12 protein-coding genes are annotated in these 15,462 nt (G+C 44.9%); 7 read left to right on the forward strand and 5 right to left on the reverse strand.

From position 1 onward, the window contains the following. Positions 1-10: 10 nt before the first annotated feature. Positions 11-3,049, reverse strand: a complete 3,039-nt coding sequence (ydiJ, locus tag ACYJZR_RS09300) for a D-2-hydroxyglutarate dehydrogenase YdiJ (protein WP_276422317.1) — start codon at positions 3,047-3,049, stop codon at positions 11-13. Between the two features lie 263 nt (positions 3,050-3,312). On the opposite strand from ydiJ, the gene ACYJZR_RS09305 reads away from it, so the two are divergent. The 7 genes from ACYJZR_RS09305 (at position 3,313) to ACYJZR_RS09335 (ending at position 9,268) form a co-directional block, all read left to right on the forward strand. Then, complete coding sequence (locus ACYJZR_RS09305; protein WP_005462648.1) at positions 3,313-3,993, forward strand: DUF3334 family protein; 681 nt, start codon at positions 3,313-3,315, stop codon at positions 3,991-3,993. 212 nt (positions 3,994-4,205) lie between these two features. Then, positions 4,206-4,901 carry a DUF2786 domain-containing protein gene (locus ACYJZR_RS09310; protein WP_005462644.1) on the forward strand — a complete coding sequence of 232 codons (696 nt, stop codon included), beginning with the start codon at positions 4,206-4,208 and terminating at the stop codon, positions 4,899-4,901. A 187-nt stretch (positions 4,902-5,088) separates the two neighbouring features. Further along, entirely contained in the window at positions 5,089-5,748 is a 660-nt protein-coding gene (locus ACYJZR_RS09315; protein ID WP_005495535.1) for an OmpA family protein, read from the forward strand. Positions 5,749-5,824: 76 nt separating this feature from the next. After that, on the forward strand, positions 5,825-6,802 hold the full coding sequence (locus tag ACYJZR_RS09320; protein WP_206972062.1) for a J domain-containing protein: 978 nt from the start codon (positions 5,825-5,827) through the stop codon (positions 6,800-6,802). Positions 6,803-6,979: 177 nt separating this feature from the next. Further along, positions 6,980-7,165 carry a hypothetical protein gene (locus tag ACYJZR_RS09325; protein WP_005462602.1) on the forward strand — a complete coding sequence of 62 codons (186 nt, stop codon included), beginning with the start codon at positions 6,980-6,982 and terminating at the stop codon, positions 7,163-7,165. Positions 7,166-7,569: 404 nt separating this feature from the next. Beyond that, positions 7,570-7,962: a cell division inhibitor SulA gene (locus tag ACYJZR_RS09330; RefSeq protein ID WP_005462595.1), complete on the forward strand. Its 393-nt coding sequence runs from the start codon at positions 7,570-7,572 to the stop codon at positions 7,960-7,962. Between the two features lie 202 nt (positions 7,963-8,164). Next, positions 8,165-9,268, forward strand: a complete 1,104-nt coding sequence (locus ACYJZR_RS09335; protein WP_025542598.1) for a phosphoribosylaminoimidazolesuccinocarboxamide synthase — start codon at positions 8,165-8,167, stop codon at positions 9,266-9,268. A gap of 80 nt (positions 9,269-9,348) precedes the next feature. Here the strand turns inward: ACYJZR_RS09335 and ACYJZR_RS09340 are convergent, their stop codons facing one another. The 4 genes from ACYJZR_RS09340 to ACYJZR_RS09355 all read right to left on the reverse strand — a co-directional run bounded on the left by ACYJZR_RS09340 (position 9,349) and on the right by ACYJZR_RS09355 (position 15,318). Then, positions 9,349-11,022: an alkaline phosphatase D family protein gene (locus ACYJZR_RS09340; RefSeq protein ID WP_276393833.1), complete on the reverse strand. Its 1,674-nt coding sequence runs from the start codon at positions 11,020-11,022 to the stop codon at positions 9,349-9,351. Between the two features lie 380 nt (positions 11,023-11,402). Further along, on the reverse strand, positions 11,403-11,780 hold the full coding sequence (locus ACYJZR_RS09345; protein WP_406964940.1) for a transporter: 378 nt from the start codon (positions 11,778-11,780) through the stop codon (positions 11,403-11,405). 237 nt (positions 11,781-12,017) lie between these two features. Beyond that, positions 12,018-12,776 carry a phospholipase A gene (locus ACYJZR_RS09350; RefSeq protein ID WP_276385931.1) on the reverse strand — a complete coding sequence of 253 codons (759 nt, stop codon included), beginning with the start codon at positions 12,774-12,776 and terminating at the stop codon, positions 12,018-12,020. 187 nt (positions 12,777-12,963) lie between these two features. Further along, positions 12,964-15,318 carry a helicase-related protein gene (locus ACYJZR_RS09355; protein WP_461715817.1) on the reverse strand — a complete coding sequence of 785 codons (2,355 nt, stop codon included), beginning with the start codon at positions 15,316-15,318 and terminating at the stop codon, positions 12,964-12,966. Positions 15,319-15,462: the final 144 nt, after the last annotated feature.

The following is a 15,462-nucleotide window of genomic DNA, read 5'->3' on the forward strand; positions in this document are numbered from 1 at the left end:
CTTGATGTCATTATACCAAAGTTAACAGTGCTTGAACGGGATGCTTAGGCTTTGTTCCTTCAAAGCGTTTTACTTGGCTTCGGCAAGAATAACCAGTAATCAAACATCTTTCGTTATCTAACTTATCTAGGTTTGGTTTCCAACTTAAATTGTATATGTCTTTCGACATCGACAGCTTATCCACCTCGTGGCCAAATGTACCCGCCATGCCACAACAACCAACCGGTACTGTGTTCAATACCGCGCCAAAGTGAGCAAAAATAGCGCCCCATTCTTTCTCTGCGTTCGGCATTTTGGTTTTTTCAGTGCAGTGCGCAAACAAGTACCACGGTTCCTGATTTTCCCGTTGCTTTGCTACTTCAAACGCTTCCAACCTTGGGTACAGCCATTCGTGAGCCGTTAGCACATCGAAATCGCCTCGCTTGCTACCGAGTACTTCCGCGTACTCATCTCGATAGCACAGCACCAATGCCGGATCAACGCCGACCAACGGAATGTCTAAGTCCGCCACCATCGCCAAGAACTTCGCCGTATCAGCCGCGGTATCTTTAAACTGGCGTAGGAAACCTTTGATGTGTTGCGCTTTACCATTTGGCTTAAATGGCAAAAGCACTGGATGCATACCTAGCTTTTTAACCAACTTGACGAAGTCTTCAACAACGTCCGCATCGTAATAACTGGTAAATGGGTCTTGAACGATTAATACGTGCTTGCTCTTCTCAGTCGAAGACAAACCACTCAACGCTTGCAGATCATACGGCGTTGTCAGCGACTCTACGCGCTGTTTCAACGTAGGAACAGACAACAACGGCGCATCCACATACCCTACAGTTGAAGCCGTTAAGCTCTTCACCCACGACTGTTTCAATAAGCCGTTCACGACTGCCGGTGCTTTTGCCATCATTGGTAGCATGGTTTCAATGTTGGCAACCAAATAATCTTTTGCCGGACGCTGATAGCGCGAGTGATAAATGTTTAAGAAGCGGGAGCGGAAACTTGGGACATCCACTTTGATCGGACATTGGCTCGCACACGCTTTACACGCTAAGCAGCCGTTCATTGCTTCATAAACTTCATGAGAGAAATCGTATTCGTGACGACGATTAATGGAATGACGCACACGATCAATCATGGTTTTGATCGATGTTTTGTTTTCTAACGTTTGCTTTTCTAGGTCAAGAATATCAATACCTTGCTCAGTAAGCTGACGCAACCATTCACGAACCAATCCAGCGCGCCCTTTTGGCGAATGACGACGATCAGCCGTCACTTTCATCGATGGACACATCGGCGAACTGGTATCGTAGTTAAAGCACAAACCGTTCCCGTTGCATTCCATCGCTTGCTTAAAGCTGTCACGTACTTGTACGTCAATTTGGCGATCATAGTAACCACGTTTGGTGTCGGTTACTTTTACCAACTCTGCATCGCTATCAAGTGGCGTACAAATTTTACCTGGGTTCATTTTATTGTGTGGGTCGAATGCAGCTTTTACGCGTCGAAGCTCAGTAAACAACTCTTTGCCAAAGAACTCCGGACCATATTCCGAGCGGAAACCTTTACCGTGCTCACCCCACATCAGGCCGCCGTATTTCGCTACCAGCTTGACGACTTCATCAGAGACTTCATGCATCAATGCTTCTTGGTGCGGGTCGCACAAATCCAACGCAGGACGCACGTGCAGCACCCCTGCATCAACGTGACCAAACATACCGTAATTCAGAGACTTGCTATCTAATAGTTCGCGGAACTCTACGATGAAATCGGCCAAGTTTTCTGGTGGTACACACGTATCTTCAGCGAATGCGACCGGTTTAGCGCGTCCTTTTGCAGCGCCTAACAAACCCACCGCTTTTTTACGCATGTTGTAGATACGTCCAATACTCGCTACATCGTTACAAACTTGGTAGCCGATAATGCCCGCTTCTTCTGTTTCCAACATGATATCGAGTTTGGCGGTTAACGCCGCGACCTGCGCAGCAACTTCTTCTTCGTCTTGCCCTGCGTATTCCACCATATTGATGCCAAGCATTTCTTTGTTTGGCACGTCGGTGATCAAATCGCTCACGGTGTGCCAGACAATGTCTTGCTTCGCGAGATTAAGTACTTTTGAGTCAACAGTTTCAACAGAAAGTGCTTTCGCTTCGACCATAAATGGCGCATTGCGCAGTGCAGAGTCAAAGCTGTTGTATTTCACGTTAACTAAGGTACGCGCTTTCGGAATTGGCGTCAGGTTTAGCTTCGCTTCCGTAATAAAGGCCAATGAGCCTTCTGCTCCACACAGCACTCGTGTGATATCGAAACGGTCATCTTCTTCATTTAACGCGTTCTTTAAGTCGTAGCCCGTTAGGAAGCGATTAAGAGGAGGAAATTTATCCAAGATCTGTTGGCGTTTATCTCGACAAACTGATTCCGTCACTTGTAACGCCGTAGCGGCAAACTCGCCTTCTTTTGGATAACCATGAGACAAATCAGACTCTAAAATCGAGCCATCAGCAAACACCGCTTGCAACGACAGTACATGATCAGACGTTTTCCCGTATTTAAGAGAGCCTTGACCAGAGGCGTCGGTATTTACCATCCCGCCTATCGTTGCGCGGTTGCTGGTCGACAAATCTGGAGAGAAAAAGTAGCCGTAAGGACGAACCGCATCGTTCAACTGATCTTTCACTACACCAGTTTGAACGCGAACCCACCCTTCATCTTCATTCACTTCCAATACTTTGTTCATGTGGCGAGACAAATCCACCACAATGCCTTTGGTCAGCGACTGGCCATTTGTGCCGGTACCGCCACCACGAGGGGAGAACGTGATTCTTTCGTACTTTTCTTGATTGCTCAGTTTCCCGATGAGAGAAACATCTTGAGTCGTTCGAGGATGGACGACTGCTTGAGGAAGTTGCTGGTAAACGCTGTTGTCAGTAGCGACAGCTAAACGACTTGAATATTGGCTTTCGATATCGCCAGTGAATCCGGCTTGCTCAAGCTCTTTCAGAAAACGAAGAACAAGAGGATCGACATCAGTTTGCGAGTGTAATCTTGGTAACATTTGCTTCCTGCCCCTACGACGCTGATCCCATCAGCTGCGGGTTATCTAATTATTTGCTCATTTCTCATACAGCGCAGCTGTCAGCACAACAAGACGCCGCAAAAAAGTGAGAGGAGTAATATTCTTTGAATTTCGTCACTTTACAACATTTAAAAAGGCGATCAAATCAGAATCTCAATACAATAATTAAACTTATGCTTTATTTTTTGAGGCTTGATGCCTTACATTGGGATAGAAATCGCGTTTCTAGATGAGCTTTCAGAATGAAAAAAAATAAAGTTGTTACCACGGAAGATATCCTTCTAAAACTTTGCCAGTCTGTTTCTGGCGTTCTTACTTCGGCCACCTCTTCTCAAGTTAATTACTCCGCAATGGTTCAAAAGATCAACAAGACCAGCCTCAAACCAGATTTTGGCTGTTTTGTCCTATTTGATGGCGGATTTACCGGACTTGTAGTGATTAACTTTACTGCAAAAGCCGCTTTAGAGATTTATACCAACTACATGCGTAACATGGGCATGCCAGAAGAAGAACTGGCTATCTCCCATACTTCTGATGAAGTTGCAGACGTATTGGGTGAACTCATGAACCAATTGGTCGGTGACTTTACCAATAAAATCCGTAAAGAACTGCAAACCAACATCACGCAAAACCAGCCGAAGATGCTGGCACTGAACAAACAGGTAATTTTGCAAGTTGATACCAATTTGGATCGCCCTCAAGCACGTCGTGTGACGTTCTCGACCGCGAACAACAACATTTTCTATTTAGAGCTAGCGATGGACAAAACAGAGTTCATCCAGCTTGAAGAATTTGAAATTGCAGAAGATGAAAACCCAGATGACATCTTAGAAGCCGCGCGTAAAAACATGGCAGAAAAAGAGTCGGAATCTTCGAACTCTAAAGATGACGCTGACGACTTACTGAGCCAACTGGGTTTGTAACCGTCAGCCACGCCATCCCAAGAGAAGTCATCTCGATAAGGTAATATCGTTTCGCCGAATTAAGACGACCTAAAAACGCCTAGCCTCGCTCCTCGCGGGGCTTATTTTTTCTCAGAAGAACCCACTTCCACCTCGCCTTGTATTTCGTTTTTATGTCAAAAAAGGTAATATGTCTGACTTCGTAAATTTTCTGCTTTCGTTACTGGTTGTCGATGGATAAACAAAAAGCTCTGAAAAAAATCGCCAAGTGTTTGGAACTGGGTAACTCCGCCAACGTGAATGAGGCGGCTAACGCCATCAAGATGGCGCATCGCCTTATGCTCAAATATGGTTTGGACAAAGACGATATTGAGTTTATCAAAATGGGAAAAACTCAATCTTCTCATTTGTTGCCGTCCAACATCAGTTCTACCCTATTGCGCGTGATTCGTGGCATTAACACTAAGTTTGGTGTTGAAGCCGTCTTGTTGAATCACAAAGGGCTTAAACGCGTTGAGTTTATTGGTGAAGCCGATCGCGCTATCTTTGCTGCCTTTGCTTTCGACATCATCTATCGAGAATTGAATGAAAGCACCGGCCAGTTCCGTAATAGCTTTGCAGGTTCTGGTACGTCTTCAATGGAAGTGACTCGTCGCGTTAACTCTTTTGTTTCTGGCTGGGTAGAAGGCGCACTTGAAAAGCTACCTGTGATCTCACCAGATGAAGAGTCTGCAAACAAAATCAATGATTACATTGATAAAGAGTTTCAGAACATCGACCGTGAAACGTTCAAAAAACAATTAAGAGAAGCCATGAAGAATCTGACTGAAGACTACGAAGTCGGATTAAAGAAAGGCAGAAAAGTCTCTGTAAACCGTGGTGTCGGTGGAGAACAAGCCAGAAAAATGTTGGGCAACACCTCTAAATAAGCGCAACATACTCAACTAGATACGTAAAAGTGGGTTGATATTGAGCGTTATAAGAAAATTCTTACACAGCTTTCTATCAATCTTACTTTCGCATAACAAATATCAATATCTACTGATTCATAATTCGCATCCCATTATGAGGCACTCTTTCGCCTCAGTTTTATACGGAGATTTTCCCTTGAAAAAGATGTCTATTGCACTGGCACTAGTGCTAGCTCTTACAGGCTGTCAAGCTACTCAACGCCAAAATGCAACAACGGGTGAATACGAAACGAACTCTACCACGCAAGGCGCGCTAATTGGTGCTATTGCTGGTGCAGCGATCGGTTTGGCAACTGGTGATAACGCAAAAGAACGTCGTAAACATGCTCTTATTGGTGCGGCGGCAGGCGGTGCTACTGGAGCAGGCGTCGGTTATTACTTTGACCAACAAGAAGCAGAACTGCGTCGTGCGTTGCTAAACTCTGGCGTACAAGTACAGCGTGTAGGTGAAAACCAACTTCTACTTCGCATGGAAAATGGTATTGGCTTCTCTTCAAGCTCATACCAACTGGATGCAAGCATCCACAATACTCTACGTGGTGTTGCTCGTATTCTGGTTGAATACCCAGATACAAGCCTAGTCATTGATGGCTACACAGACAGCACTGGTAGCGAATCATACAACCAAACGCTTTCTGAGCGTCGCGCGGAATCTGTTCGTCAGTTCCTTGTGTCTCAAAAAGTGGCTCCAGGCCGTGCAATTGCACGTGGCTACGGTGAGCGCAATCCAATTTGCTCAAACCAAACTTCTGAAGGTCGTGCTTGCAACCGCCGTGTTGAAATCCAGATCTTGCCACTGAAGTAATTTGGTAGCACCATAACGGTAATAACAAAAATTACCGGAGCAGGCCTAGCAACTTACGCTAGGCCTGACACATTCAATGTCATTCAAAACCATCGCCCTATCCTTTACGTTAAGCAGCTGTCTTTCTATATCTGCATTTGCTTCTCAAGCACCAACATCCCCAGCAGAACAATTTGAACTGGCGCAGCAACTGGCTCTTTCTCCAAAATCAGATTCGCCATCGGATGTTCGCTATTGGCTAGAGCAATCCGCAAGCCAAGGCTATTTACCTGCACAGAAACAGCTGGCCGAAGACTATTCCCGAGGATTGACCGGTGCGGTTAATTACTCACAGGCAACGTATTGGTTTACCTCTGTAGCGTTGAATGACCCTCGCGACCGAGGGTTCTTGTTAGCGGACTTTGTTCAGCATCACCAAAAAGACATCACCACCAGTGATCTCGTTGAGGCGTGGTACCAATTAGCCTCGGACACAAACCCTCAAGCGGAAGAAGCTTACAATCATTATCTCGAAGAGCGCTTCAATCAACTGCGTGCAAAGCAAGTCTCCGAAATTGTGGAATTAGATAAAGAAGCGACAAAAGAAGAGCAGCCTGTCGCTCCACAATCAACCGTAACGTCTGATAATGGCACGATTATGTGGTTGGCTATTGGTGGATTGGTGATCGCTCTAGCAGGCTTCGGTGGATGGGTAACTCTAAGGAAACAACAACGAGCCTTGGCCACACTGTCTTCCCAAGAGGCAAACCAAACTCAGCAACTTGATGCGAAAGTAAAAGAGTTAGAGTTCACGAATAAACAATTGAAGCGTCAGCTGGAGAAAGTATTCAAAGAGTTTAAAAAGACTCGTAGCCAATCCGACAATCATAAAGTTGCGGTTGCCTGCGCGATGTTTGGTTACACACCACAAACCATTCCTGATAACCAAGCAGTGAAACTCCGCTATCGACAACTTTCAAAACTCTATCATCCAGATACTCGTGGAAGTGAAGAAGAAATGAAACGTTTGAACCAGGCGTTTAAAATCATCTCACAAAATGTTACAAAATCGTAAACCACAACTAAAGGGCGCTTGATGGCTAGCTTTAAGTCTAAGTAAAACAAGGTTCGCAATCGATCTCGCTCTCAAACAAATTAACAGACATTTAACGTCAATCTCTTTTTCATGCCATAATGCCCGGCGAAAAATAACACCTAACGACTCATATTTATCTAGGTGGGGAGAAAATCAATGTTCACTGAAGAAGGCACCTGCGATTGGTGTAAAAAACCAAGTTTTGTTACTCGTCACGATTATGTAGATGGCAAATATCATCACTCTTGCCAAGCCTGCTACGACATGGCGAAGATCGATGTTCGTCTGTTTAACCAAGGCGAAATGCAAATGCGTGAGCGCATGGCACAACGAGCGAGCTAATCCGGTTAGAATCAATGGAACTGATTTTCAAAAGCGCCTTTTAGGGCGCTTTTTTGATCGCTTATGATTCACATCTCTTCCCCATAATCACGACGTAAACACGCTCATTGTGTGACTCATACCTGTATCGACCATCAAAAACCACTGTATAACACCAACAAAAGCACTGTATATACAGTAGTAAACACCTGTATATATCACTCGGATAATGTTGCTAACTTCACACTTTTCAATCCATACCCAACATATCAAGAACAAAAACAATTCGTTAAAAATCAACACCTTAAAAAATCATTCAACTATCAACGAGCGTTATCTCACGTACTCATCAGTAAAAATGGGTTGATCAGATACCCAAAACAAACTACTGTATACACATACAGCATGTATAAAGGAACAGTAAGATGCAGTTACAAAGTCAATCTCGTACATACTCACGTTACAACGTACTGGCACAAACCACTCAACCAATGGATGTGTCTGATCAGCTTCTTTCTAAGTTGGCAGTATTGTCACAGCAAAAACAATGGATTCTGTTTACCGCTGAGTGTCCTCGTCCTGATTTTGAGCAACTCACTGCTTCCAATATTTGCTGCAAAAACGTTATTCAGATGAAGCCGTCTCAACAGCTTTCTGAAGTCGAAATCGTTATCAAAGCCATTCAGTCTGGCAATGCCAGCGCGGTTGTCGCATCAAACAAAATTGCTCTTATGAACCAATCCATGTTGCGTGACATCGCTCAGCGTTATCAGTGTGAAGTCTTTTTCGTCGAAGGCAGAGTAAACCAGTATCACTAACAAGATCGACGTTATCCATCCTGCATCTCGCCTCCTTTTAAGGGGGCATTTTTTGTATTAAAGAAAAGAGGCAAACGTTTGCTTTTTCTCTGGCGAGTTAAAATAGTTCTGGTATGATGCCCTCATTCGATTTATTCAGCTGATATTTTCCGCTGAATATCTTCTCCTTAAGACGTTTGATTAAGATGATAGGAATGTCGCAATGAGCCTTGCTAATCAAGTACTTGCCGTCAATGACGACCTGCCAATTCGCACCCACAAACCCGTACACAGCGGAAAAGTTCGTTCAGTTTACTGGTTAACTGAAGAAGACAGTGCCCGACTGATCAAAGAAAAAGGATACGATGTCGCACCAGATGCGCCCCTGGCCATCATGGTGATCAGCGATCGTATTTCTGCTTTCGATTGTATTTGGCATGGTGAAGGTGGGCTTAAAGGTGTACCGGGTAAAGGTGCCGCATTGAATGCCATTTCAAATCATTGGTTTAAGCTTTTTAAAGACAACGGCTTAGCTGACAGCCACATCTTAGATATTCCTCACCCATTTGTTTGGATCGTTCAAAAAGCAAAACCGGTAAAAATTGAGGCAATCTGCCGTAAATACATCACTGGTTCCATGTGGCGTGCATACGCAAATGGTGAGCGCGAGTTTTGTGGTATTCAACTTCCTGAAGGGTTAGAAAAAGATAAAGCGCTACCGAATTTGCTAATGACGCCGTCAACCAAAGGCATCCTAAAAGGCATTCCTGGTGTACCAGAAGCAGACGATGTGAACATCACTCGCCAAAATATCGTGGACAACTATGAAGCGTTTAACTTCTCAAGCGCAGAAGATATCGCTCAGTACGAAAAATTGTTGAAAGAAGGCTTTAACGTTATCAGCCAAGCGTTAGAAGGAATCGACCAAATTTTTGTCGATACCAAATTCGAATTTGGTTATGTTCATGACGCCGCAGGTAATGAAAAGCTGATCTACATGGATGAAGTTGGCACGCCAGATTCTTCTCGTATTTGGGATGCAAAGGAGTACCGGGCAGGTAACATCGTTGAAAACTCGAAAGAAGGTTTCCGTCAGTTCCTACTTAACCACTTCCCTGACCCAGATATCTTATTAAACAAAGAACGTATGCCAGAGCGCGAAGCTCTTGCACGCGATAACGATCTTCCTGTTGAATCTTTGATGGATATTTCAAGAACCTACATTGGTATCGCCGAGAAAATTACAGGTAAACCAATTACGCTAAGCGAAAATCCAAAAGCTGAAATCATCGAAATTCTCAGCAAAGAGTACGGTTTGATCGACTAGCTATCTGAAAGCTGATTGAAAATTGCCAATAAAAAAGTCCGCCTTGATAAGCGGACTTTTACTTTTTTTGCCAGTTTAGATTAGATAATGTCTAACGTTGTGCCATTTGTCGTAGACGCCGACTTCGTCGTCACCTGATACTTTTTATCTTTGATGGTCGACACCAAGTACCACGTTGATTGAGCGGCATCAGCAGTAAAGGTCACTCGCATAAAGCCACGTTGTTTGATGTCAGCCCATTGCAGCTCGGAGACTAAATGCGGCAAGGTGTATTCCATTTGCGCAATCGCCACCGGGTCCAACGCCAAATACTCTTCCAACCCCGGAGAGCTCACCGAGCTCGTCGCAAACTCGACCCCTATCGGATTGTTTGACACATCTTTTAACTCACTTGCCCACGCGTTGTGAGTATCGCCCGCTAAACACACAAAATTGCCACTACTTGCTTTGGCCAGTTGGTAGACTTTTTCACGCTCGACATAGTAACCATCCCAAGCATCGAGGTTGTAAGGCAGAGAAATGGGATCTGCACTTGGATCGGCAAGATAACCCGTGATCGCTGTATTCACGGCCAACAAAGCTTCTGTTTTCTTCTCTTCTGTTGACGTAAACAGTTGGAACATCGCCGTCATCACTGAACTTGGTAGCTCCATTCTCGACATCAAAACTTGTTGGCCTAGAACGTTCCATTTTGCATCGTGCGTGTTGAATTCATTCATCAACCAAGCAAGTTGTTCAGTGCCTAGCAGTTCCCTATCTGCACTGCGTGATTGAACAACTAACCCACCGATAGCTTCCATTGTTGGTGCACTGAGTGAGAAGTAATCCAATGGCTTATCACGACCGACAAGGCGCGTATCGAGCATCATGAGATTCACTAAGCTGCCAAATGAGAACTGACGATAAATCAACATGTTTGAGAATGTATTCTCACGAACTGGCAACCACTCAGTCCATGCAGCCGCAGCGGCGGCTCGACGGTCGATAAAGCTACCTTCATCATCCTGATGGTTCTCGGCGCCATTTTTCCATGTGTCATTAGCTAACTCGTGATCATCCCAAACTGCAATCATGGGCAGTTTGGCATGTAATGCTTGCAGATCGGCATCTTGACGATATTGGGCGTATCTTTTTCGGTAATCGTCCAGCGTGATACATTCTGCACCTTTGCTCGGTTCGCGCCCTAATGCAGCGGCATCTTCACTGGCATAGCCTCCAGCCCCATATTCATAAATGTAGTCACCAAGATGTAACACAACGTCAAATGGCGATTGTTCATGTTGATTTAAGATCTCGCGATAAACGTGGAAATAACCCGCTGGATAGTTGGCGCAAGACACCACCGCCATCGATGCTTTTTCTACACCATCTTCAGGCAGAGTTTGAGTTTGCCCTACCTCACTCATCATCTCGCCGACCATAAATCGGTAGTAGTACTGAGAATTGGCGTTGAGGTTTTGTACGTCCACTTTTACCGTGAAATCACGTCCTGTATCGGTAGTGAATACGCCACTTTGCACGACATTGGAAAACTCCATGTCGGATGCGACTTGCCAGGTCACATCCACGTAACTCGCGGCTGTAGTCACCCGAGTCCAAATAATCACTTGTGCTTGAGTCGGATCGCCACTGGCGACACCATGTTCAAAACTAACGGCAACGGATTCATTATCGTCGCTGCCACAACCGATTAGACCGGTAGCAACGGCGGTTGAAGAGACAACTTTCATAAAGTCTCGACGAGACAAAGACATACTGACTTCCTTTCTTATTGTGTTTTTGTTTTTGCCCAAATAACGCAACGAATAAAAATCTCCCTATCCGCAGACAAAAGGGTATTGATTCGAGCTCACAGCGCCGATGATTTGGGTCGGTAATTTGTCCTAAAAACACTAAGTTAGAAGCTAGTTATGACAATTGCATTTCTAAAGGTTACATTTTTGTTAAATTAAGTGTAAATACTCTATATTCATCACACTTCCAACAAAAGTGGCATTGGACTAAGCCAATCAATAATATGAGCTAGACAGAGCAGGTGGAATGCATAGCACTTGAGATACGAAAAAAGCGACCCAGAGAGGTCGCTTTTGTGGTGATTCTATTTAAGCGTATAAGTGAGATTAGAAGGCCACGCTTAAAACTTGATATTCAGAACATCTTGCTCCGACGCATCGACCTTCAACTTACTGCGAGATTCAATATATTCAATCTGCTTTGGGTCGAGTGAATATGGCATGACAACACGTAATTCATTTATCCCTTCATGCTTTGCGAGCTGAGTTAAACGAACTAAGTTCGATTCGTCACTTTGACGTGAAGACATCGATTTTAATGCCGCATCCCAGAGTCGATCTTCCGGTCGGCTCAACTCTGCAATGTTCTGCTTCCACATCAAACCAAAAATGGGCGCAATGGTCGCGAACGCCTCTAAGAAGGTCCATTTCTTACTTCCTGTAGCTCCTAAAAAGCTGGTGTAGTCGAACTCGATGCATGTCTTTCCTTGTTGATCCATTCTCCGCCCCCCGACACTCGAAAATGAGATATACCAAATATCGTTCAACTATTTTGATATAGCAATGGGATATAAAAGAATAGTCTTTTATGCCCTTAATTACATTCAAAAGGAAATATTAAAACCAGCTTTGTAACAAGTGATGCACAGCTTCGCCATATATAAGCATTCAATTGATTAATATTTCAAACAGCAAACTAAAAACAGGGCTTAAGCGATGATATCAATACCAAAAGCTTATAGATTCATCAGCTTAATACCAAGCCCAACACGGGTTTGAGAATGATCATAGTCGATCAGCGTTTCACCGTAGCCATGGTAACCTTGAAGATATACACCAAGAATGTCATTGAAATAGAATGTGTAACCTAGTTCAACTCCACCTTTATCATCAGCAAAGTTGTAAAAACCGCGCGTATTGACCACACCCGCACGGGTATAAACTTTCGCCCACAACTCGTAAGGTGCGTAGTAATTTTCCATGTCGTCATTTTCTGTGGTAATCACCCACCATGCATGTACGCCATACTCGACTGGGCCAGAAAAACGCTCGGCAGCGACATATAGACGGTCCCAACTGCGTGACAGTTTGCTGGATTGACCGTTCGATTCATGTTTGTAACCGGCTTCAACATGATTGAACAACAACATGTTCGATCGATGTGCTAAGAACACTTGCGGCTTGTAGTTTGTTTCTCTAAATGGCGATGAGATATCAGAGTTTGCCAGTTGCCATAAGGACTTTTGAGTATAAGCCCCCATCAAAGCAGTGCCTGAGCTGAAGCGATAAAATGGAATTGATGCTGAGATCTGAAACTTCACTTCAAAATCTTGCAGTGAATCCATCTCTGAGCCCATTTCGCTGTAGGCGCTTTGGTTGATGTCTGTGGTGTATGTACCTAGAACGTAGTTGTCTTCGTAGGTAGAGATATGGGTAATGTCTTTTCCGTAAGCAAATACGGGGCACAACAAGAGCGGAATTACTTTATACTTCATCGTTATCCTTTTGCCGCCAAATCATAAAGCGGCAATATCATTCCTTATCATCGATAACTTCGACAATAAACAGCAAGGGAAAAGCGGTTAAAGCAATTTTCATTCCGGATTTTATAATTAACTGAAGATTTTACAATAAGCTGTAGATACACAGCTCAATTTCTACCAACTCGTTGATAAAATTCGTTTATTTGACATCCACTACACGGCTGGCTTTTTTGTACTGAACTTTCCACCCAGCCCATCTTGGAAGTTCCCAGCGTTTAGGGTCACCTTTGCGATTTCCTTCTGTGTAGATGACATGAACCAACTTGCGAGACACAAAGTATTCCACATCAAGCTTAAGCTCAGCTAACACGAGCTTCAGAGGGTACTGCTCTGCGAAGTCGTTGTATTCCCACTCGGGAATGCCTTCAAATGGAAGGTCATCGGCCTCGAACAATTCGATGTCTTCAACACTTTCAACGCCGAGCGTTGCCAATTGTTCAGTCAACCAAGTAGAAAAACAAAGTTCATCAAGGACTTTCTTATCCACCAGTTCAGTATTCAGACCTAGGGAGTTGTAGATTTTCCAGTGTTGAATTTGTTGTTTTCGCAATGGAGCAAAGCCTGGCAACAACATTTCTTGTTCGATCATGTCGGCAATAGATTGAATCGCCACTTCACCTTGTAACGCTTGATGCTCAGTGAATATTGTACGACCAGCGTACACTAAGTGCATAGTTGCTAGCGGAGTATCATCTTCGTATTGAGTATCACCTTGGTGCCACTCTCCCAGTTCGAGCGTTTTAATGAGGTCGAGCGAAATCGGCATCATGACAGATGCAAGGTTGAGCGTTTGTTTAACTCCCCTACCCGGTACGCTGTGGCTATCTAGCACCAAAGCCGCTTCACTTTTATCCGGAAAACGACTGTTTCGACCAACGACCATTTCCATCGAACCATTGCCAAGTGCATCTCGGCGACGCTCTCTGCGCACAAACACCAATTCAGGATGCAAAGCCGCTATCGCTTGAGTCAGTTGATCTCGTCGATAACGCGAAGCCACTTCCAATTGAGGCAATTCAAATACGTCCCGCATCTGCTTTGCTAAGCCTTGCGCTTCTTCCAACACACTAGCATCAACAATCACAGCAGGAAGCCGCTCTCCACGCACCAACCGAATCATTAGCGACGCGTCACACCCCAAAGGTTCTTCTTGCTCTAGTGCCTCTGCTGCCTCTCCCCCTTGCAGTTGATACAGCTGTGCAGGCACGGAGAGCGCTGCCGCTAAATCGATCATGGCTTCTTTTTCGGCTTTGGTCGGAATGCGAGTCACCAGATCGGCGAATAGCGCATCAATTGGCAGTGGATAGACTTTTTTGCCGTGCTCCGTTACATCACCGTTGTCGTCTAATGCACCCATCGCTTGCAAACACAGAAGTGCGGCGTTCAATGACTTTTCTGGAACCGCATCAAGAAAGTGCAGCTCAGATAAACGATAGCCACAACACGCCGCCGCAAGCATGGGCTCTACCAGCTCTTCACGATGCAACTCCGGTGGCGTGACCAGCTCTAATGGAGCATGTTCGCCAAATAAACGGATACAAGTGCCTTCTGCTACGCGCCCTGCACGCCCCATTCGCTGTGCTGCACTGGCTTTTGAAATGTTGGTTAATGTGAGAGCAGTACGTCCGTTGCGCTGAACCGTTCTTCGCTCCAAACCGCTATCAATCACAACGCGGATGTTAGGAATGGTAAGCGACGTTTCCGCGACATTGGTTGCCAGCACCACTTTGCGCTGCGCTTGAACAGTTAAAGCTCGATGTCGCTCTTCATCACTGACCGAAGCATGAAGCTTCACCACAAGCACATCATCCAAGTGCTGTAACATCTGCGCGCACTGAGTGATCTCTTTTCGACCCGGTAAGAACACCAAGATATCGCCTTCCTCATCTTCAAGGGCTTCTTTTACTGTTTTCACCACGTCATTTTCACACCCTTTTTTATTGGGCAGATGACGACTGTCTATTACTCGATGAGTCACCGAGACAGGAAAACAGCGCCCTTCTGAGCGAAGACGATGAGCATTAAGATAATGTGCGAGTTTTTCGCCCTCTAATGTGGCAGATGTCACTATCAATCGATGCTGATTTTCTTGCTTCAAAATTGCGGTTAGTAGATCAATGTCCCAGCGACGCTCGTGAAATTCGTCCACTATCACGATGTCGAAGCTTGCAAGTTTGTCTTCCGCAAACCAACGCAACGCTACACCCGGCGTCACAAACACGACTTCCGTGTTCTCATCGAAATACGCATGCAGCTTGATCGCGTAACCAATTTTGTTACCTATCGGCTCACCAGATTGCTCCGCAAGAAACTCAGCTAATGAGGTACAAGCAATTCGACGTGGCTCGATGACCAAAACACGTCCGTGCTTTGCCGCCCAAAGAGGAAGGCGTGTTGACTTACCCGAACCCGTTTCTGCTTCCACAACGAGGTGGTGGTGCTTCACGTGTTGGTCAAATTCAGCTTGTAAGCTATCGATAGGCAGTTGAAACATAAAGAATGGATTTTGTTGTGATAATGCTGAGCATTATACCCAAGTGAAAAAATCCTGCTTTAGGTATCTCTTACAACAAATATTGACGATATTTTCGTCGGTAAACGAGTTTTTTTGCGACATTACATTGATGTGCGTCAACGC

This window comes from Vibrio sp. RC2502, from assembly GCF_054850435.1.

Bases quoted from the DNA above. Each gene is read 5' to 3' on its own strand.
- ACYJZR_RS09310 (WP_005462644.1), top strand. From the start codon at position 4,206: ATGGATAAACAAAAAGCTCTGAAAAAAATCGCCAAGTGTTTGGAACTG.
- ACYJZR_RS09355 (WP_461715817.1), bottom strand. From the start codon at position 15,318: ATGTTTCAACTGCCTATCGATAGCTTACAAGCTGAATTTGACCAACAC.
- ACYJZR_RS09335 (WP_025542598.1), top strand. From the start codon at position 8,165: ATGAGCCTTGCTAATCAAGTACTTGCCGTCAATGACGACCTGCCAATT.
- ACYJZR_RS09320 (WP_206972062.1), top strand. From the start codon at position 5,825: ATGTCATTCAAAACCATCGCCCTATCCTTTACGTTAAGCAGCTGTCTT.
- ACYJZR_RS09325 (WP_005462602.1), top strand. From the start codon at position 6,980: ATGTTCACTGAAGAAGGCACCTGCGATTGGTGTAAAAAACCAAGTTTT.
- ACYJZR_RS09345 (WP_406964940.1), bottom strand. From the start codon at position 11,780: ATGGATCAACAAGGAAAGACATGCATCGAGTTCGACTACACCAGCTTT.
- ACYJZR_RS09340 (WP_276393833.1), bottom strand. From the start codon at position 11,022: ATGTCTTTGTCTCGTCGAGACTTTATGAAAGTTGTCTCTTCAACCGCC.
- ydiJ (WP_276422317.1), bottom strand. From the start codon at position 3,049: ATGTTACCAAGATTACACTCGCAAACTGATGTCGATCCTCTTGTTCTT.
- ACYJZR_RS09315 (WP_005495535.1), top strand. From the start codon at position 5,089: ATGTCTATTGCACTGGCACTAGTGCTAGCTCTTACAGGCTGTCAAGCT.
- ACYJZR_RS09330 (WP_005462595.1), top strand. From the start codon at position 7,570: ATGCAGTTACAAAGTCAATCTCGTACATACTCACGTTACAACGTACTG.
- ACYJZR_RS09305 (WP_005462648.1), top strand. From the start codon at position 3,313: ATGAAAAAAAATAAAGTTGTTACCACGGAAGATATCCTTCTAAAACTT.
- ACYJZR_RS09350 (WP_276385931.1), bottom strand. From the start codon at position 12,776: ATGAAGTATAAAGTAATTCCGCTCTTGTTGTGCCCCGTATTTGCTTAC.